Genomic DNA, 21,122 nt, shown 5'->3' on the forward strand with positions numbered 1-21,122 from the left:
AAAAATTTATCATGAATAAACGAATAGCAATTTACATCGCCCTGGCTTCCCTTTTTGCATGCAAACAGGAACCAAAGAATATTTCATACGAATTGGCTTCCCCAAATGGCACCAATAAAATTGTTTTTGAATTATCGGAAACAAGTCCATCGTATAGTGTGGGCCACGGAGATAAAAAAGTGGTGGAACCCTCAGCTTTGGGTTTTGTTCTCAAGGAAAACGATTCCTTGAGCCACAATCTGGAAGTGGTCAATATAGAGCGCTCATCCTTTAATGAAACCTGGGAACAGGTTTGGGGGGAAAAGCATTTGGTAGAGAACAATTACAATCAACTCACTGTCCAATTGCAGGAAAAGGCAGATACCAAGCGAAAGTTGAATATCGAATTCCGTGCCTTTGATGATGGCGTGGCATTTCGATATGTATTTCCAGAACAAGGAGTCAAGGACAGTATTTTCATCATGAACGAGTTGACGGAGTTCAACCTCACAAATGATGGAGAGGCTTGGTGGATTCCCGCATACAAAGCGAATCGCTACGAGCATTTGTTTACCAAGACCAAGCTCAGTGAGATTGATACCGTCCACACACCTTTTACCATCAAAAGTGATGATGGATTGTACCTAAGTCTTCATGAAGCTGACCTGAAAAACTTTGCCAGCTATACCGTGGCCAAAAAAGAAGGCACTCAATTGGATCTCGATTTGATGCCATGGAGCGATGGCGTAAAAGTACGTACCGTCAACAGTTTCCAAACACCCTGGAGAACGCTTCAAATTGGGGAAAAACCTGGAGAACTTATAGAGTCCTCACTGATATTGAATCTTAATGAACCCAATAAGTTGGAGGACCTAAGTTATATAGAAACCTACAAATACACAGGGATTTGGTGGGGCATGCACATTAGCAAATACACCTTTTGGGAAGGTCCCAAGCATGGGGCCACCACGGAGAATGCAATCGCGGACATTGATAGAACCCATGAATTGGGCATACATCATATGTTGATTGAAGGCTGGAACAAAGGATGGACCCCGGCCTGGTACGAAAATAGAATGCACGAGTTCAGTTTTACAGAGTCAACCCCTGATTTTGATTACCAAAAAGTTGTGGATTACGGTAGGGAAAAAGGTGTGAACATCATTGGCTATCACGAAACAGGTTCCAATATCATCAACTACAAAAAACAGATTGATGCCGGGATGCAGTTGTACAAAGATTTAGGTATCCATGATATCAAAATTGGACAAGTGGGCGATAAACTCAACATGAAGGAATGGCACGGAAGCCAATTTGGAGTGGAATATTATCGCTGGGTGTTGGAAAAGGCCGCTGAATATGAATTGACGGTAAACTTTCACGAACCCATCAAGGATACGGGAGAACGTAGAACCTACCCCAATATGATGGCTAGGGAAGGGGCCCGAGGACAAGAATACAACGCTTGGAGCGAAGGGAATCCACCAAGCTTTACCGTTATTTTACCATTTACCAGAATGCTGTCCGGTCCAATGGATTTTACACCCGGTGTATTGGATATTATGGAAACCAAGGGATTCAATAATAGACGGGTTAATACAACGGCCGCCAAACAATTGGCGTTGTACGTGGTGTTGTATTCCCCAATTCAAATGTTGGCCGATTTGCCAGAAAATTATATTGGTCATCCAGCATTCCCGTTTCTTGCGGATGTACCCACGGATTGGGAAACCACCAAAGTGATCAATGGGGAAATAGGAGAATACATTACAACCGTTAGGAAAGATTTGAATTCCGAAGATTGGTATTTGGGCAGTATTACCAATGAGGAAGCAAGGGATTTTGAAATCGAGCTTTCCTTTCTTTCCGATGGACCATACGAAGCACAGATTTATGCGGATGCCGAGGGCACCGATTTAGAGAACAGCCCTGAAAAAGTTGGTATTTCCAAACAAGAGGTTTCTTCAAAAGACACCTTGGGGATTCATCTTGCTGCAGGGGGAGGTACTGCCATACGTTTCAAAAAATTATAGGAATCATGAAAAATAAACCGATATCCACAGCTTTGGCCTTTGTGGCCATTATCGGGATATCCTGTAAGAGGGAGGGAGCCGTGAACAAGGGAGAAATGGACCTTGCCATGGAAGAGTCCTATCAAGGAACACCGGTATCCATGCAGTACGATGAAAAAATCGATAGCCTGATTGCCCAAATGACCTTGGAGGAAAAAGTAGGCATGTTGCATGGCAGCAGTATGTTTGCCACCGCTGCAGTAGAACGATTGGGCATTCCTGAGTTTACCATGGCCGATGGGCCTTTGGGGGTGCGGGAAGAGATTTCCCGTGATTCTTGGGCCCCAGCGGGTTGGGACAATGATTTTGCCACCTATTATCCAGCAGGGGGTGGATTGGCCGCGACCTGGAACCCGGAAATGGCATATCGTTTTGGGAACAGTGTAGGCGCGGAAGCCCGCGCTAGGGATAAGGACATGCTTCTCTCTCCCGCAATAAACATCATTCGAACCCCTTTGGGCGGTAGAACCTACGAGTATTTTACCGAAGACCCTTTTTTGAACAAAAAAATGACCGTTCCTTTTGTGGTCGGTGTACAGGAAAATGATGTTGCCGTCAGTGAAAAACATTATGCAGCGAACAATCAGGAAACCCATCGCGATTATGTTGATGTTCAAATAGATGAGCGAACCCTCAGGGAAATTTATCTTCCAGCCTTTAAAGCGGCCGTGACGGAAGGACAAGCCTACGGTTTTATGGGAGCCTATAACAAGTTCAGGGGGGATTACCTCTGTGAGAACGAGTATATGCTTCAAACCGTGTTGCGCGACCAATGGGGGTTTGATGGAATCGTTGTCTCCGATTGGGCTGCTGTACACGATACAAAAAAAGCATTGGAGAGCGGTACGGATATTGAAATGGGAACACCAAAACCTTTCGATGAATTCTACTTTGCCGATGCATTGATCAAGGCCGTGAAGGAAGGAAAAATAGAGGAAAGGTATGTGGATCGAGCGGTCAAGCGTGTGCTTCAGGTCATGTTCACTATAAAGGCCATTGATGATGAAGGACGTAAAAAAGGGGAATTGAGCACCGAGAAACATTTTCAGGATGCTTATGACATCGCTTCAGAATCCATTGTACTGTTGAAAAACGACGGTGGTCTTTTGCCCATAAACCTGGACAATATCAAAAGCGTGGCCGTAATAGGAAACAACGCCACTAAGAAAAATGCATTGGGCGGATTTGGAGCAGGGGTCAAGACCAAAAGGGAAGTAACACCCCTAGAAGGACTCAAAAACCGCTTGCCCGAATCAGTACAGATCAATTATGCCGAAGGATACCGTGAAGGCTATTCCGAAAACGAGAAGGCGAAATTAGGCGATATCACGCTGAACGGTCCCGTGACTTTGGACGAACTCGACCCCATGTTGGTGGAGGAGGCGGTAAATGCGGCCAAAAATTCGGATGTAGCCATCATTTTTGCAGGATCGAACCGTGATTATGAAACGGAAGCTTCGGACAGGGCCAGTTTGGCACTACCTTTTGGTCAGGAAGCATTGATTGAAAAAGTTATGGTAGCCAACCCTAACACCATCGTGGTCATGATTGCTGGAGCCCCCTTTGACCTGGAACAGATCAGTGAAAAATCATCAGCTCTCGTGTGGAGCTGGTTCAATGGTTCCGAAGGTGGAAATGCCTTGGCCGATGTATTGCTCGGGGATGTAAATCCATCGGGTAAATTACCTTGGACCATGCCCAAAAAATTGGAGGATTCTCCCGCTCACGCCATTGATGCCTTTCCGGGCGATAGCACCGTGGTCTATAAAGAAGGGATCTTGGTGGGCTATCGATGGTTCGACACCAAGGAAATAGAGCCCTTGTATCCGTTTGGGTATGGACTTTCCTATACGGAATTTGAATTCTTGGATGTCCAGACCGATAAAGCCACCTATCAGGAAGATGAGATGATAAAAATCGATGTCAATGTAAAAAACATAGGAAACATAACTGGTAAGGAAACGGTCCAAGTGTATGTTTCCAAACCAAACTCAACTGTGGAAAGAGCCAATAAAGAACTAAAAGGCTTTGGAAAAGCAGAACTGAAATCAGGAGAAACCAAAACAATTTCTATCCCTATTCCAATCAAGGAGTTGGGCTATTATAATGTAGCAAACAATAGTTGGGAAGTGGAAAAGGGCGATTACCACATCAAAGTTGGTAATTCATCCAGAAACATATTATCCAACATAAAAATCACCATTAACTAAATAAATATTATGAAGACGAAAAGTTTACTGAAACTACCACTGATGCTTGTGCTGATTTTCGGATTGGCCATATCATGTGATGGAGATAATGATAGCCTGCCCGATGAGATTGCGGTCGATACGCGGGGCATGAACTTTTTTACCAGTGGGGGAAGTAATTCCTTTACCATTACGGCACCCACTTATGTGGCTTGGGCAATAGATACGGATGCAGATTGGTTGACACTTACATCTGAGGCAGGAGACCCGATAGAGTCCGGATTAGCCTCTGCGACCATCAATGTAAATGCTGATGCCAACCTGAACGAATCCGAAAAAACGGCACTAATCACGGTTTACACCACAACAACACAAATTGATATAGAGGTCACACAGGATTTCAGATTGTCCACTATTGATGCAGATGCGAGTGAAATGAGCGACTTTACAGCTGTTCAGCTCACCGGTGAAATGGGAGTCGGCTGGAATATCGGAAACTCCTTGGACGCAGTGGGAGGGGAGACCGCATGGGGGAACCCACCCGTCAACAAGGATTTGATCGATGCCGTAAAAGAAGCAGGGTTCAATACCGTGAGAATACCCATTGCATGGAGTAACTATATTGAAGAAGGAGATCCCAACTATACCATCAGCCATGAAGGGCTGACCCGCGTGGAGGAAGTGATAAATTATGTGTTGGAGAATGATATGTTCGCCATAATAAACATACATTATGATGGGGGTTGGATGAACGAACCCACCTACGAACGCCAAGATTACATCAATGACCGCCTTGACAAAATGTGGAAGCAAATCGCCATATATTTCAGGGATTACGACTATCATTTGGTTTTTGCAGGAACCAATGAGGTACTCTATGAAGGGGACTATTCCGAGCCCACCGAAGAGTATTACACCGTTCAAAATTCCTTTAATGAGACCTTCATCAATACGGTAAGGGAGACGGGAGGAAGAAATGCCTACAGGTTCTTGACCATTCAGGGTTTCAACACCAATATAGACCATGCTGTAAATTATGCGGTAATCCCTGAGGATACCGTGGAAGACCGTATGCTCATGGAAGTACATTATTATGATCCCTATGATTTCACCTTGAATGTGGAGAATGATGATATTTGGCAATGGGGGTCAACGGCCACTGACCCATCAGCTACAGCAGGTTGGGGCGAAGAGGATCACTTGGAGACACAGTTCCAAAAAGTTGAAGATGCCTTTGTCGCCAATGGTCTGGGTGTGATTTTGGGTGAGTACGGCGCAAGTGCCCGTTTGAATGTGGAAGGACACAAGGCCTATCGCGAAGATTACGTTCAAAAAGTAACTGCTTCAGCCCTTTCACACGGTATGGTTCCCGTAATATGGGACAATGGTTATACCGACGACCATAACATGGGCCTTTTCAGAAGGAGTACAGGAGAAGAAATTTTTCCTGACCTAATTGATGCTGTCACTGAGAATTAACAGATAGTTTTACCAATAGCATAAAATGTTCAGTCATACTGCATTTCACAAACTGGTTTTTGTCCTGGCCCTTTGGTGTCACTGCCATGGCATCATGGCCCAGGACAGGACCATTACCATTGATGTCCAAAAGGAAAAAGGCCCCATGACCACCATGTTCAACAAGTGCATTGGTGCAGGAAGGGCCAACGAAGGCCTTCGGGCCGACTGGCAACAGCAATTGAAAATGCTAAAGCGGGATTGTGGTTTTGAGTACATTCGGATGCACGGCCTTTTCAATGAGGATATGGCCATTTATAAACACGATAGGGAAGGAAACCCGGTCTACAACTATCAATACGTGGATGTATTGTATGATTATATTTTGGAGATTGGGATGAAACCCTTCGTGGAATTGGGCTTTATGCCACCGGCATTGGCCAGTGGTGATCAAACCATCTTTTGGTGGAAGGGCAATGTTACCCCGCCAAACGATTATGGAAAATGGGCTGATTTAATCCGTAATATTGTCCAACATTGGACCGACCGATATGGGGAAGAAGAGGTGGAAACCTGGTACTTTGAAGTATGGAACGAACCCAATTTATCCCCAGGTTTTTGGACAGGCACCCAAGAGGAATATTTTAAACTCTATAAATATGCCGCAGAAGCGGTAAAAAGTGTGGATGTGGATTATTTTGTGGGTGGACCGGCCACCGCAGGAGCATCATGGGAACCCGAAATGATCGCATTTTGTGAGGACAACCAAGTGCCGTTGGATTTTATAAGTACACACTCCTACGGAGTGGATGTAGGTTTTTTGGATGAATTTGGCGGAACAGGTACAGTTTTGAGCCCCAATGAGTGGAGTGTCAGTCAGGATGTGATTCAGTCCCGTAAGGAAATCTCGGAATCGTCCAAGCCCGATCTCGAACTGCACTATACCGAATGGAGCTCATCCTATACCCCGGCAGACCCTTTTCACGATAGTTACCATAGTGCATCCTTTATCCTCAACAAAATGAAGCAGATTGGCAATGCAGCGACCTCCATGTCCTATTGGGTGTTTACCGATATTTTTGAGGAGCCCGGCCCTAGATACACCCCGTTCCATGGCGGCTTCGGACTGCTCAATACCCAAGGCATCAAAAAATCGGCCTACCATGCCTACGCCCTGATGAACAAATTGGGACCCATTGAACTGGAAAACAAGGATGGGAAATCCGTTGCCACAACAAATCGGAAAGGGGATGTCCAATTGTTGTTCTGGGACTATACCTATACACTGCCCGAGGAAACGAACAATCAGGACTACTACAATCAGGATCATCCAGCAAAAGTGAAAAACAATGTGCTGGTAGATCTTTCAGGAATGCCCGATGGAGCTTATCAGCTCGAGGTGTATAAAATTGGCTATAAGCAAAACGACCCATATTCAGTATATTGTCAGATGGGAAAACCCGACCAACTTTCAAAAAAGCAAGTGGCTTTTTTAAAGGAAACCAGCAAGGGCGACCCCATATCAACGATCTTGGTGCAAATAACCGACGGGAAATTTACCAGGGAATACCCCATCCGTGAAAATGAAGTGGCCCTGTTAAGTTTCAAGAAACTATAAATCAATCTCAAAAAAAATCAACATATGTTAAGGCATGCGGTTTCCCTGATCATCCTTATAAGTCTTATTTCTTGTTCTGAAAAGGAAAAATCAACTCAAAAGAATGAGGAAAGCAGTAATACGGCCATGACTTTCACCAACCCCATTTTTCCCGGAGATCATCCCGACCCGAGCATATTGCGAGATGGCGACGATTTTTATATGGTGCATTCGTCCTTTGAATATTACCCGGGGCTATTGATATGGCATTCCACCGATCTCATCAACTGGGAACCTGTGGGACCTGCGCTTACGGAGTACGTTGGTTCGGTATGGGCACCGGACTTGGTAAAATATGAGGATAAATACTACGTCTATTTTCCGGCTGACAATAAAAACTATGTTGTTTCAGCCGACAATATAGAAGGTCCATGGAGCGATCCAGTATTGATCGATATTACGATGATCGATCCAGGGCATGTGGTGGACGAGCAGGGCAATCGCTATCTCTACTTTAGCAGTGGCAGTTATGTGCCCCTGTCCAAAGATGGTCTTACCGTGACCGGGGAACCGAAAAACGTGTACGATGGCTGGGAAATCCCAAGGGAGTGGTCCATAGAGTGTTTTTGTATGGAAGGCCCAAAACTCTTCAAAAGGGGCGATTATTATTACCTGACCGTTGCCGAAGGGGGAACGGCGGGACCAGCGACAGGGCATATGGTGATTTCAGCACGATCGAAATCCCCACTTGGACCTTGGGAGAATGCCCCTCACAATCCCATACTGCGCACAGCCTCACAAGACGAAAGATGGTGGTCCGTTGGGCACGGTACCGTTTTTGACGATGCCGAAGGGAACTGGTATATGATTTTTCACGGCTACGAAAAAGACCATTACAATATGGGTAGACAGACCATGTTGGTACCTTTGGAATGGTCCGAGGATGATTGGTACCGGATTCCCGAAAATATCGCTATCAATGAAGCCATTCCTCTACCAGACCTTGAAAATACGATTGAGCAACCTTTTACATTGGATGATGATTTTTCAGGAAACAGCTTGAAACCACAATGGCGGTTTTTTGGAGGGGTGGATGAGGAGAGATATCATTTTGAGGATGATGACTTGGTGCTAGATGGAAAAGGAAATTCCGTGGCCGATGCATCTCCCATGCTTACGGTTCCCCTTGATCATTCCTATACTGCACAAGTGGAAATGGAGATTGGGGAAAATGCGATTGGCGGATTGGTGCTTTTTTATAATGAGAGGGCTTTTTCAGGCATCTTGACAGACGGACAAAACATCTTATCGAACCTTAGGGGATGGCAATTCCCAACCGAAGAAAATGTTGTGGAAAGTAATAGCGTTTACCTCCGTTTGAAGAATACGGAGAATATAGTGGATATGTACTATAGCCTTGATGGCCAGAAGTGGATAAAAACAGCCAACTCCTTCGATGTCTCTGGATATCATCATAATGTGCTGAGCGGCTTTATGAGTGTGCAGATTGGCCTATGTGCCATTGGTGAGGGACAAGTTACCCTCAAAGACTTTGAATATATTCCACACTAAAAGGTCTGAACGATTTTTTTTAAAAACCGATACAAGGTAAACCCAAATAGTGGAGCATCATGAAAAAAGGAATCTTACTTATATTTTTCTTCAGTTGCTTTTTTACCAGAGCACAAACAATGGAATCGGCTATGCCCCGAATTGAAAAGAAAAATGACCGCTATGCGTTGATGGTGGACGATGAACCCTTTTTGATCCTGGGTGCCCAGGCCAACAATTCCAGTGCTTGGCCCTCCGTGCTTCCCAAAGTTTGGTCCGCCATGGAGAAGTTGGATGCCAATACCTTGGAAATCCCCATCTATTGGGAGCAGTTCGAACCCAGTCCGGGAGCTTATGATTATAGTGTCGTGGATGAGATCATCGAACAAGCACGCCAACACGATCTGAAAGTGGTGCTTTTGTGGTTTGCTACATGGAAAAACGGGTCAAACCATTATATGCCCACTTGGATGAAACTCCAACGCCAAAAATACCCGAATATGATTGGGAAGGATGGTAAGGCCATAGATTCGCCCTCTCCCCATGCACAAGCTACTTTGGACGCTGATAAAAAGGCTTTTGTGGCTTTTATGAAGCATTTGAAGGAATTTGATAAAGCGCATACGGTGATCATTGTTCAAGTACAGAATGAACCTGGAACTTGGGGCTCCGTACGTGATTACTCACCTGTGGCCCAAAAACTTTTTGAACAGCCAGTGCCCAAAGCAGCCCTGAAGGCGATGGATGTCAAATCGGGGGGGCAAGGAAATTGGAGCGAAGTTTTCGGAAAGAACGCGGACGAATATTTCCATGTTTGGCATGTGGCATCTTATATAGGGGAAGTCGCTGCGGCAGGAAAGGAAATTTATCCTCTTCCGCTGATGGTCAATGCCGCGGTCCGTGATCCCATAGATGCAGGGTGGCCACCCAAATACCAAGTCGGCGGGCCCAACGATAATGTTTTTGAACTTTGGAAAGCGGCAGCTCCCGCTATTGACATCCTAGCACCGGACATCTATACCACGGACACCGAAAAATACCTGAAGTTAATCGAACTCTACAGTAGAAGCGATAACCCTTTGTTGATACCCGAAACCCATTGGAGGTCTCCTTTTCCGAGGTTCTTTTATACGGCACTGGGAAATGGTGCCATCGGATACGCACCCTTTGGGTTGGATGACAAGCGAGTTCGGTTTGGAGCCAATGGCAACCGATTGACCGATGAGGAAATGTACGCGCCAACGGCCCGTAATTTTGAGCTTTTCAGGCCCATGCAAAGGGAAATCGCCAAGTTGAACCTTGACGGAAAGATAAAGACAGCTGTGCAACTGGAACCAATTGATAAAGATGACGATCGAGGCTCACCATGGGACCGGGAGAACTATATCACCGACACTACCCTTACCTTTAGGGGGTGGGACATTGATGTTGCTTTTGGCACCTTTGACCGACTTGCCAGAACCGAGCATCAGCCCGAAGATCCCGATGGACGCATTTTGGTGGCGGAATTGGAAAAAGGGACATTCTTGATCACCGGTTACCACAGTCGTGTTATGGTACGGCCCACTGGACAAAAAGCGGATAATCATTGGAACTATCTCGTGGTGGAGGAAGGACATTATGAGGACGGGGCTTTTGTCGTAGATCGAATCTTGAACGGAGATCAGACCGATTTCGGACTTCGTTTCAATCTACCAAAGGTATTGCGGGTAAAACTATATGAAAGGCAGTAGCTTTCAGTGAGATTGTCTCGTAATCTTCAATAAACAGTAATGTCAATCTATTCCTTTGATTGGACGAAACATTTTTTCATGTTGTCGTTCAAAAAATTATTGTCGGCAATCTTCACTTGACAAAACAAAGAATCCCTGGGCCATGATATCCTAAATGGTTTGCAGATTGGATAGAGTTAAACATAAAATCAATAGGATAACACATAATCGGACATCCTCTTTAAATTCCCTTGTTAATTATAAGAAGGAAAAGTCAATGGGAAGCCTATGTTTTATCCGATCGGGTTTCTCAATAGTATCATAGTCGAATCTATCCTATTGGAATCGGAAACATTGTCCTGGCTCCGTTGACCTTCCTTGCCTAAACCATTTAAATCTGTCTATGACAAAATCTTTCAAGCTTACGTTCTGGAGGCAAGGCCTCCTGTCCATCAGTTTACTTTTTTGTGCTTCCTGTGCTACTTTTAAATTGCAGCAGACCGCTGAAACCAAAGAGACTGATGGTAACAAAGAGCTTAGCCATACTTTTTTCATTGCAGGCGGATTGGGCAATGTTTCCGATTTGGACAATAGTTCCGTTTGGGAAAGTTTAGGTGACCAATTAAATAAGGCCAATGAAAACAGTACCTTGATTTTTACAGGTGACAATGTTACCAAAAAACAGGATAATTGGGATTTTGACAAGCAACTTTTGGACAAACAAGTGGACCTGACAAAGGGGTTTAGAGGGCGAACGTTTTTTATTCCCGGAAACAATGAGTGGAAGTCCAAGAATACGGAAGATGTTGAAGAGATTGAAAATTATGTGAAAGACATGGATTTGGAAAATGTCGACTTTTTTCCAGAAAATGCATGCCCCATAGAACGTATACAACTCAGCGATAAATTGATTTTGGTCTTGGTGGATTCCAGATGGTTTGTTTCCAATTGGTCAAGGGTAAAGAATATCAACAAGAAGTGTACGGATATAGTAACCAGACAACGGTTTGTTGAGGAACTCGAGGATGCCATCGACGACAATCTGGACAAGAACATTGTAATTGCCATGCACCACCCCGTATTCAGTAACGGACAATATGCGGGTAAAAAGACATTTAAGGACCATATGACCCCTATTCCCGTGCTAGGGACGCTTACCGAAGGGTTTAAAGATTTAGCAGCGTACGACCCAGAGCATTTAAATTCAAGACGTTATAATTATCTCAGGGTTTTCGTGACCACGCAGGCTCAAAAATCCGACCGTATTACCATTGTATCGGGCCATGAAGAAAATTTACAATATCTGGTCGGTAAAAATGTGCGTCAGATCATTAGTGGGGCCTTGGCCACAAAATCGGCCACCCATCTTTCAGAGGATGAATTGGTCTCTCTGGGAGGCGCTTTGACCTATGAAGGTAAGTTTTCACATGGGGCTCTGGGATTCGCCAAATTGGAATACTTTAAAGACGGATCGTCAAGTGTATCATTCTACAGTTTTGATAAGGAAGAAACAAGGACCACAATGGATGTTCTTTCAAAGTTTCCGGAGGAACGACCGATTGTCAAAATAGATTCCAACCTACCTGAAAAAGTGACCGAACAAGTATTGGACGACTCCGACGCCTATCATAAAACGGGCTTTTACCAATTTTTGTGGGGGAAACGTTACCGCACATATTTTGGAAAAAAGGTTACGGCGCCAACAGTGGATTTGGATACCCTGTATGGTGGTGTAAAGGTGACCAAGGAAGGCGGTGGGCACCAATCCTTTTCCCTGCGGCTCGAAGATAGCGATGGGGGCGAATATGCCATGCGGTCCTTACGGAAAAGTGCTATGAAATACTTGAAGTTCAAGTTGCCGGGCATAGCATACAATGAGGACAAATACCGGGATTCATGGCCCGAAGAGCTGGTGTCCGATTTTTTTGCCAGTGCACATCCTTATATGCAACTGGTCATGAACCCCTTGGCGAAAGGGGTAGGAGTGAACCATTCCGATAATGATCTATACTTTGTTCCAAAGCAAGAAACCTTGGGAGATTTCAACAAGGATTATGGAGACGAACTTTACTTTATTGAAAGGCGTCCATCCGAGGAGCAGGTCAATTATAAGGGGTATCGTAGGACCATTGATAAAAATGGTAAAGTAACCGATATGGAAAGTACTACGGATATGCTCGAGAAAATCAAGGAAGATGAGGAATATATCGTCGACCAAAGGGCCTATGTGCGTGCACGAGTGTTCGATATGCTTGTTGGGGATTGGGACCGTCACCAGGATCAGTGGAGGTGGATCGAATATGAGGGTGAGAGGGGTATTAAAGAGTTTATGCCCATTCCCCGGGACAGGGACAATATTTTTCCGCGTTTTGATGGTTTTGCCCTGAAACTCATCAAAATGTTTGTGCCCAACTCCCGAAGATGGCAAACTTTTGACGAAGATATCGACGATGTGAATTGGCTGAACCTTTCAGGAAGTAAGCTGGATAAAGTACTGGTTACCGATTTGGGCGCTGAGTCTTGGGTAGAGGAAGCAAAATACATTCAAAAGAATTTAACCGAGCAGGAAATTGAAGAGGCTTTCCAAAGGCTTCCTTTGGAAGTACAGGACAGTGTTTCCGGTTTCATTAAAAAATCATTGAAGGCCAGATTGAAACAGCTGGACCAATGGGCATTGGAGTATGGTGCTTATTTGAACAAAGTGGTTATCGTTAGGGGAACGGAAAAGGATGATAAATTTGAGTTTACCAGAGAGGCCAATGGAAAAACCACGGTTGTTGTAAAACGGATACTTACCGATGAACCCAATCCAGAAATATATCGCAGGATCTTGGATAAATCCACCACGAAAGAAATTTGGGTGTATGGACTGGGCGATGATGATGTTTATGAGCTAACAGGGGAGGGAGACAAGTTCATTAAGATAAGGATAGTAGGAGGATATGGGAAAGACATATACGATATCGAAAATAAGAAAAAGGTAAAAGTATACGATTGGAAACACGAGGAGCTCAAATTTGAAGCGGATAAACCTAGTACACATCTAACCGATTCATACGAGGCCAATACCTTGCACTGGCGTTATTTTTTGCCCAACAGCAATGTTTTGGCACCAAATCTTGGGTTTAGGTCCGATGACAATGTTTTTTTGGGTCTCAGGGAACGATTTACCAAAAATGGACTCAATGGAGTTCCGTATAAGCAGCAGCATTCTTTTGGAGCCAACTATTATTTTTCTTTTGGCGCTTTTGAACTGCAATACGATGGCATATTTGCCAATGTTACCCCAGGTTGGGATTTTGAAATGGGCGCTTATTACAGTAACGACCGTTACGTAAGGAACTTTTTTGGATATGGCAATGAAACCGCAAACCAAGAAGATCAACTTGATATTGATTTTTACAGAGGGCGTGTACGTCAATTTAAATCCTATGTCGGTATGGCATATTACCACCTAAGGCCTAGATTGATTTTTGAGTCTTTTCAAGTAAAGGAAATGGACAATCGTTTCTTCAATGCACAGAACTTGGATTCTGAAGCCTTCACTACACAGAATTATGTGGGTGCTGAAATCTCTGGATACTACGATCGAGACAATGCTGGGGATTTTCCGACCAAGGCTATGTATGTAGGACTATCGGCAGGTTATAAAGCCAATCTGAATATCGAAAACAATCGGTTTGGCTATGCCTCCATTAAAGCTGGTTTTGACCATAAGCTTATCCCATCCGGCGACCTGGTGTTTTCTACCATGGCCGAGTATAAAACCAATATTGGGGACAATACCTATTTCTTTTATCATGCACCGTCCATTGGCGGGGAGAACGGTTTGCGTGGATTTCGGGACCAGCGGTTTACTGGTCGATCCTACTTTTATCAGAATACCGATCTAAAATATCGTATCAAGGAATACACCACTGCATTTACCCCTGTGACCATTGGGGTTTTTGGAGGGTTTGATTATGGTCGGGTCTGGGTCAAAAATGACACTTCCAATGTATGGCATACTTCCCAAGGCGGAGGATTGTGGATCGGTAGTTTAAAGGAATTTACCCTGAAACTGGGGTATTTCAATTCCAAGGAGAACAATTTGTTTCAAGTAAGTCTGAACGTTCCATTCTAATTGCCGCTTCCAAAACCCAGGATTTGAATTTTACCCGTACTGATTTTTGAAACCCCGGTTCCTTGATTTGAATCAAGGATTCAAGGTATTGAGCAAAGAAAAACCATAAAACTGTAGTAGCTTGATATTGTTCGATTGAAAATCAAAACAAGATTTAAACTAATACAGATATGCAGATAATTTTTGAATATGATGAAGTTGCCCAGAGCGACCGTCTGGAAGCGATGGCCAAAGAAAAATTGGAAAAGCTTTCCAACAAATATGATATGGTCATCAGGGCAGACGTCTTTTTCAAGGAAGAGAACACCTCTTCTGACGAAACTGGAAAAATATGTAACATTCGATTGAGTCTTCCCGGACCTCGTCTGTTTGCAGAATCCAGTGAAGAAAACTTCGTTAAATCCATTGGTGAATCCGTGGATAATCTGGAGCGACAGCTACGGAAGCAAAAAGAGAAAATGAATCATTAATAACCCTAAATATAAATTGAAATATGAAATTGAAAGATAGCAAAATAGCGATATTGGCCACGAATGGCTTTGAAAAATCAGAATTGTTTGAACCCCTCGACGCTTTAAAGAAAGAAGGTGCTGAAGTACATGTGGTATCTCCCGAAAGTGGTTCCATCAAGAGTTGGGACAACAGGGATTGGGGGGAAAGCGTAACGGTGGATTTGACCATTGACAATGCGAACCCAGCAGATTATGATAGTCTTGTGCTTCCAGGTGGAGTAATCAACCCCGATCTGCTAAGAATCAACGATGATGCGATAGCTTTTATCCGGTCATTTTTCAAGAGAAGCAAACCGGTTGCCGCAATTTGCCACGCACCATGGTTGTTGATCAGTGCCGATGTTATTGAAAATAGAAACGTAACATCCTACAAGAGCATTAAAGACGATGTTGTAAATGCGGGAGCGCATTGGGAGGACAAGGAAGTTGTTGTGGACCAAGGTCTGGTAACCAGTAGAAACCCTAACGATCTACCTGCTTTTATCTCTAAAATCATTGAGGAGACCTTGGAAGGTAAGCATAAAGGACAAACGGTGGACGCCTAATTGTACCATACTTTTGAACAAAATCAAGCCCCTTTTTTAGGGGCTTTTTTATGGGATAATTGTCAGGACCTTATTAATTGTTTTGATTACTTTTTTGTTCGCCGGTCTTTTCATCTTCACTTATGGTAAGGTAGTGGTCCGTCTGTCCCAGCCCAACTATTTTGATGATGTTCACCACGGTATTGTACAACATCAGTACCACTACGATCAGCGCTGCACTTAAAATGCTGGATATGCCCAAACTGGAGTAATAAATTATGGTGTACCAATTGCTGGGTACATTTTCCGATTCGGTGATGGGCAAATTGAACAAAAGAAACGACATCAAAGCGGCAATAAAAACCACCGTATCAAATTTGGCAATTTGCAGTACATGTAGATAGTGGTCGTTTTTAAGTTTGGATTTGGTTCCAGAACTCAAACCCAATAAGGTCAATAATAAGGTCAGGGTGGTAGCAGAGGCAAGCACAATGGTGTTGCACAGCATATTGAGGCCAGAAAGTGATTTATTGATGAGTACCTTGGCCTCATAGCCGCTTAGTTCTCCCATCATAAAGGACCCCGCCAATATGACGATCATGGAAATCACTCCTCCCGTAATGGCTCTTTTGGTATATGTACTTAGTTTAAAATTCATTGGTCATAGGTTTTAAATAACACATTTAAAATTACCGTGTTTCAAGAAGGCGGCTTAACCCTATTCGGATTAACATTGATTCTTAAAGGATTAATGAAGACATGGCAGTTATACTATCTTTTCAAAAAACATTATGGACACTGGCCCAACATTAATATGTATTCCCGATATCAGCGGATTTACCCGTTTTATGGGGGAGATAGACTTTGAATTGAGTACCAAAATTATCCCTTCCCTCCTGAACAAGATTATTTATTCAAACGAAATAGGACTCAAAATTTCTGAAATTGAGGGGGATGCGGTACTATTTTATCGTAGTGGCGAACTTCCAACTTTAAAAGACTTGATTGATCAATGTATTTATTTCTACACCGAGTTTTATAATCAAATGGATGTGTTGCGAAGTAAAAACAATGGTCATCAGGGGGCGGATAAGATTCCTGAACTTTTGGGTCTTAAAATCATCCTGCATTTTGGGGAAGAGGTAGGTCTGGTTCCTATTGGCAAAAACATAAAGCTGATGGGGGAAGATATCATCGTGGCCCATCGCCTTTTAAAAAATACGATTTCGGCCGATGAGTATATTTTGTTCTCCAACGAGATACTTTCCAACTTCAGTGAGGAGGAGCGTAAGGAACTCCAAGAGAGTACCGATTTAATAGCTGGCGGTATCAACGTGGACCATTTGGGAAGGATTGATTATAAATACATCGATCTATTGCCATTTCGTCCCGAACAGTAGTTTCTCCATATTCCATTTCTTTTTGATGGATCAAATAGGGTTGTACCGGCCCTGGAATGAATCCCAATTGTGATTATAAAGGGATTTTATCAGTTGTAAAACCATAAAACCAATAGAGTCCATAAGTTCATCCATTGCATCAATAAAGCTCAAGTTTTGAGGGTATTTTTAATCAAATGCCAAACGGTAGGCAGATTAGTTACCGCAAAATCCATATATAATGAATAACGATATCAAAGGGATAGAGAGCAATTTAAACGACATTGTGCAGAAAAATGAAGATGCCATAAAAGGCTATAAAAAAGCAGCGGAAAACGCAAAGGAAACAGGTCTTCAAAACTACTTCCTGAACAAAGCCAGAGAACGTAGAAATTTTTTAAATGAACTTAAAGCCTCTACACCGGCATTGGATATTGGAAACGATATGGATGGCACCGCGAAAGGGGCAATGCATAGAACTTGGATGGACATAAAGGCTTTCTTTTCCGGCGAAAACGATGAATCCATGTTGGAAGAGGCCATTCGTGGAGATAAGGCTGCTGTAGAAGAATACGACGAAGTGCTGGCTGATACACACTTGCCCATCAATGCCGCAAGCGTAATAAGAAAGCAAAGAAATTGGATTGTACAGGACATGGAAGCCAATAAAAAATTGGAGGATGTCATCTAATCGGTTGAGAAGCATTGGAAATCAAAATAGAAAGTCGGCAATTCGCCGACTTTTTTTATGATGTAAATATAAATTGCGACGCTTATGGTTCTGGGGTTACCGCATCGATAATTTCTTGTTCCATTCCAAAATAATTGAGAGCTATGGCAAATGCCAAGACCGATAAAATGATACCCACCATAAAAATGGTATAAGTCCATCTAAGCAATTGGTATTTTGACTTCAACACCTTACCTAAATAGTAGAGATCCAGTGTCAGGGAGTCGTAAATGGTTTCCTTACTCTCTATAATATCCCTCATCTTTTCCTTAAAAGCTTGGGAATCCAACATGTGGAAGTTACCAAAGAACAAATGATTGGTGTTCTTGGCCTGTATTTGTCCTTCCACCACGGTCTTGTTCTCTATCTTGGGACGTGTGGCCAGAACGGACATGATCATGGATGCAATACTGAATACGACAAAAATGACGGTAGGATATATTAAGTAGAAGTTGGAAGGTAATCCTAATTTGGGAATCAAATTTGCCAATAGCAGGGATATGATGATGGCGTTGACCGATAGCAGGATATTGGCTTTGGTATCTGCAATGTCACTTAACTTTAAATGGTTTCTCAACTGGGTCCGGTACAACGATTGAATAGCTCTTTCCGGACTTTGGTTCTTGAGCTTTACCTTTAATTTTTCCTTGTTTTCGGTCTTTACAATTTTGGCTGTTCTTTTGATAAGGGATATGATGTTATCCTCCTTGTCGGATTGCCAGTTTTCTTTGGCGTAGGCCGAATAGTATCTGTGCTGGGTCCTTAAAATTTCAAGGTGTTCTTTTTGCCATTCGTGCTGGGAAGGTGGATGTTGTCCTAAATTCTCCAGTTCCATGCGTTCCAATTCCAACAACTCTTTAAAATCACCAGAAGCGTAACGGAATGTTCTAATATCTTTTATAGCGGCTTCTTCCAAAGTTTTGGGCACTTCGTCGCTCCATGCGGCACCTATTAACGAGACTATGCCCTCAATCCCGGTGGTGGAATGCTTTTGTTCCATTAGGAATTGTGCCGCTAAATCCTGGCTTTTCTCAATATGATTGTCGTACCCCTTGGAAAAACCCGCATACAAAAACCAAGACGCAATCAGTACTTCTTCAGAATTTAGTGCAACTTCGGAGCCCTCCAGCAGCGCTTCAGCATGTTTTACTGTGTTTTTGGTCAAGCCAAGATTATGAAACAGATAGTTATTGCTTATCTGTTCCGACATCAGCTCGGAAACAAAGGATTTACAACGTTTTATTAGGGTTGTCATTTAAATATAGTAGGGTTAATGGTTATTTTCACTTTAATGGGAAACCTTACGAAACCGCAAGCACTTTGTCGATAAATAATCGGTGCTCCAGGGCTGCACAGAGGTTTCTTTTTTTCATCTCTCAAAGACATGAAAAAGATAAGGGTAATGGTACTGACAGCTTAACTTATATGATTGAAAAAGTGCTTCAATTAAAAAGATGGAGCATCAGTTTTACATAATTCTTCTCCTTGGATTTTAGGAAAGTAAATTGATTGTGTTTTTTGTCTTTCCGCGGAGCTGGGCGAACATTACTTGTCGGCTTGAACTGCAAGCGCTTCTTTTACAATAATTTATTCAGACCTGGCGTATACCTGAACTATTTTATTTTTATTCAAAACTTGCTGTTAATTCGAAATTTGTAAATTGCAGGGGTAAAATATTTGCATTTCCCCAAAATGAAGCCAGAATATTCACATAACCTCAAAACGAATCCAGTCTCCGATATGGGCGTGGACAGCGATTTTGGCATCATGTACGACTTCTATAAACCAAAATTGTTCGTCATAGTCAATGCATATATTCCATCCAAAGAAGATGCAGAGGAGATTGTCCATGATGTGTTGATCAAGATTTGGGAAAAGCGGGACACCTTGGAGATAACATCCAATTTTACGGGATATGTCTATAGTATGACCCGAAATGCATCCTTGGATTACCTGCGTAAGCAAAAAAACAAGCTGACCAAGGACATGTCCACCGAACAACAAGAGTTTTGGTTGAACCACGGGGCATTGGCGGATGATGCCGCATCTTCCATCTTGGCAAAGGAACTGGAATCCTTGGTTGATTCGGCCATCGAAAAGCTACCTGAAAAATGTCGGGTGGTTTTCAAGAAAAGCCGTTTGGATGGACTTTGCCACAAAGAAATCTCCGAAGAATTGGATATTTCCTCCAAAACAGTGGAGAACCATATTTCCAGGGCCTTGAGGCAGCTTAGGACAGTCCTTGCCGATTACCTTCCATCACTGTTCCTGTAATTTTTTAAATCCCGACTAGGGGATACCTTTCTTTTTTGCGTCCTGTTAGTGAATACTGTTCCTAAAACACAATGAACAACAAGGATATTATCGCATTGGTAGAAGGCCGGCTATCAGATGAAAGAAAGGCTGAGGTGGTAAAGTGGTTGCTCAAGAACCCTAAGCAACAACAACGGTACCATGTATTGAAAGCCCGCCATGTGGCCAAAATGCTCAAGGAAAACGAGCATGGGGAATCCAGTAGGCCAAGTACCTATGCAAAATGGTTCCAATATGTGGGGTATGCAGCTTGTCTGGTACTGATGTTTGCATTGGCCTACACCTTGACTTCCCCTGAAGAGCAATTGGTAGTGGAAACTTCAAACATTACCATGACGACCTCCATCGGTGAGAACAAGACACTGACCCTCTCAGATGGCACCCAAGTGACCCTAAATGCCAATACGACGATTTCCTATCCCGAAACCTTCTCGGGGGATTCGAGGGAAGTCAGTTTAAATGGAGAAGCCTTTTTTGATGTGACCCATAATCCAGATAGGCCTTTTATGGTGGCAACTGGCAATGGAATGAAGATTCAGGTTTTGGGAACCGTCTTCAATGTAAAATCTTACCCAGAGGATCTTAATGTGGAAACCACTTTGGTCTCAGGAAAGGTCAAAGTAATGGAAGAGCATAAAAAGAAGACCGTTGTTTTGACACCTTCCCAGAGGGCCACCTATGTAAAGGATGCGGACAAACTTATTGTGGATAACGTGGAGACCAAAAATCTGACCGCTTGGCGCGAGGGAAAATTGATTTATGATGAGACACCAATACGGCAAGTGATTGGCGACCTAAAGCGAAAGTACAAAGTGGATATATCCGTTGAGTCTCCAGGAATCATGGATTACAAATACACAGGGGAGTTCGACAATCTTGATATTGAACATATTTTGGACCTCTTTGAGGTTTCATCTCCTATACTCTACAAAATGAACAACAACCAAATAACACTATATATGAAGAAATGACCCTAAAAAAAG

15 protein-coding genes are annotated in these 21,122 nt (G+C 43.3%); 13 read left to right on the plus strand and 2 right to left on the minus strand.

Annotation, left to right across the window (positions count from 1 at the left end):
- Nucleotides 1–11: 11 nt before the first annotated feature.
- The 9 genes from EO132_RS12360 to EO132_RS12400 all read left to right on the plus strand — a co-directional run bounded on the left by EO132_RS12360 (nt 12) and on the right by EO132_RS12400 (nt 15,738).
- Nucleotides 12–2,012: a glycoside hydrolase family 97 protein gene (locus EO132_RS12360; RefSeq protein ID WP_127138153.1), complete on the plus strand. Its 2,001-nt coding sequence runs from the start codon at nt 12–14 to the stop codon at nt 2,010–2,012.
- 5 nt (nt 2,013–2,017) lie between these two features.
- The gene (locus EO132_RS12365; RefSeq protein WP_127138154.1) at nt 2,018–4,261 is read left to right on the plus strand and encodes a glycoside hydrolase family 3 C-terminal domain-containing protein; all 2,244 of its coding nucleotides are present in this window, start codon (nt 2,018–2,020) and stop codon (nt 4,259–4,261) included.
- Nucleotides 4,262–4,270: 9 nt separating this feature from the next.
- Entirely contained in the window at nt 4,271–5,719 is a 1,449-nt protein-coding gene (locus EO132_RS12370) for a cellulase family glycosylhydrolase (RefSeq protein WP_127138155.1), read from the plus strand.
- A gap of 25 nt (nt 5,720–5,744) precedes the next feature.
- The gene (locus EO132_RS12375) at nt 5,745–7,316 is read left to right on the plus strand and encodes a GH39 family glycosyl hydrolase (RefSeq protein WP_127138156.1); all 1,572 of its coding nucleotides are present in this window, start codon (nt 5,745–5,747) and stop codon (nt 7,314–7,316) included.
- A gap of 24 nt (nt 7,317–7,340) precedes the next feature.
- Nucleotides 7,341–8,867, plus strand: coding sequence for a family 43 glycosylhydrolase (locus EO132_RS12380; protein WP_127138157.1), 1,527 nt, complete (start codon nt 7,341–7,343; stop codon nt 8,865–8,867).
- A gap of 59 nt (nt 8,868–8,926) precedes the next feature.
- Entirely contained in the window at nt 8,927–10,579 is a 1,653-nt protein-coding gene (locus tag EO132_RS12385; RefSeq protein ID WP_127138158.1) for a DUF5597 domain-containing protein, read from the plus strand.
- 382 nt (nt 10,580–10,961) lie between these two features.
- Nucleotides 10,962–14,681 carry a metallophosphoesterase gene (locus EO132_RS12390; RefSeq protein ID WP_127138159.1) on the plus strand — a complete coding sequence of 1,240 codons (3,720 nt, stop codon included), beginning with the start codon at nt 10,962–10,964 and terminating at the stop codon, nt 14,679–14,681.
- Nucleotides 14,682–14,851: 170 nt separating this feature from the next.
- A complete protein-coding gene (gene hpf / locus EO132_RS12395; RefSeq protein ID WP_127138160.1) occupies nt 14,852–15,151 on the plus strand; it encodes a ribosome hibernation-promoting factor, HPF/YfiA family in 300 nt (99 codons plus the stop codon).
- Between the two features lie 23 nt (nt 15,152–15,174).
- On the plus strand, nt 15,175–15,738 hold the full coding sequence (locus EO132_RS12400; protein WP_127138161.1) for a type 1 glutamine amidotransferase domain-containing protein: 564 nt from the start codon (nt 15,175–15,177) through the stop codon (nt 15,736–15,738).
- A gap of 73 nt (nt 15,739–15,811) precedes the next feature.
- Here the strand turns inward: EO132_RS12400 and EO132_RS12405 are convergent, their stop codons facing one another.
- Nucleotides 15,812–16,375 (minus strand): hypothetical protein, encoded by a 564-nt coding sequence (locus EO132_RS12405; protein WP_127138162.1) that lies wholly within the window; start codon nt 16,373–16,375, stop codon nt 15,812–15,814.
- Nucleotides 16,376–16,508: 133 nt separating this feature from the next.
- On the opposite strand from EO132_RS12405, the gene EO132_RS12410 reads away from it, so the two are divergent.
- Together EO132_RS12410 and EO132_RS12415 are read left to right on the plus strand one after the other, a co-directional pair.
- The gene (locus EO132_RS12410; RefSeq protein ID WP_127138163.1) at nt 16,509–17,117 is read left to right on the plus strand and encodes a DUF2652 domain-containing protein; all 609 of its coding nucleotides are present in this window, start codon (nt 16,509–16,511) and stop codon (nt 17,115–17,117) included.
- A 220-nt stretch (nt 17,118–17,337) separates the two neighbouring features.
- Nucleotides 17,338–17,787: a ferritin-like domain-containing protein gene (locus EO132_RS12415; protein WP_127138164.1), complete on the plus strand. Its 450-nt coding sequence runs from the start codon at nt 17,338–17,340 to the stop codon at nt 17,785–17,787.
- Nucleotides 17,788–17,869: 82 nt separating this feature from the next.
- On the opposite strand, the gene EO132_RS12420 is transcribed toward EO132_RS12415, so the two are convergent.
- Entirely contained in the window at nt 17,870–19,081 is a 1,212-nt protein-coding gene (locus EO132_RS12420) for a Pycsar system effector family protein (RefSeq protein WP_127138165.1), read from the minus strand.
- Between the two features lie 437 nt (nt 19,082–19,518).
- On the opposite strand from EO132_RS12420, the gene EO132_RS12425 reads away from it, so the two are divergent.
- Both EO132_RS12425 and EO132_RS12430 read left to right on the plus strand, forming a co-directional pair.
- Nucleotides 19,519–20,100, plus strand: coding sequence for an RNA polymerase sigma-70 factor (locus EO132_RS12425; protein WP_127138166.1), 582 nt, complete (start codon nt 19,519–19,521; stop codon nt 20,098–20,100).
- Between the two features lie 71 nt (nt 20,101–20,171).
- Nucleotides 20,172–21,110, plus strand: a complete 939-nt coding sequence (locus EO132_RS12430) for a FecR family protein (protein ID WP_127138167.1) — start codon at nt 20,172–20,174, stop codon at nt 21,108–21,110.
- Nucleotides 21,111–21,122 lie beyond the last annotated feature (12 nt).

It is taken from the genome of Flagellimonas oceanensis, assembly GCF_003992595.1.
Taxonomy (GTDB): domain Bacteria; phylum Bacteroidota; class Bacteroidia; order Flavobacteriales; family Flavobacteriaceae; genus Flagellimonas; species Flagellimonas oceanensis.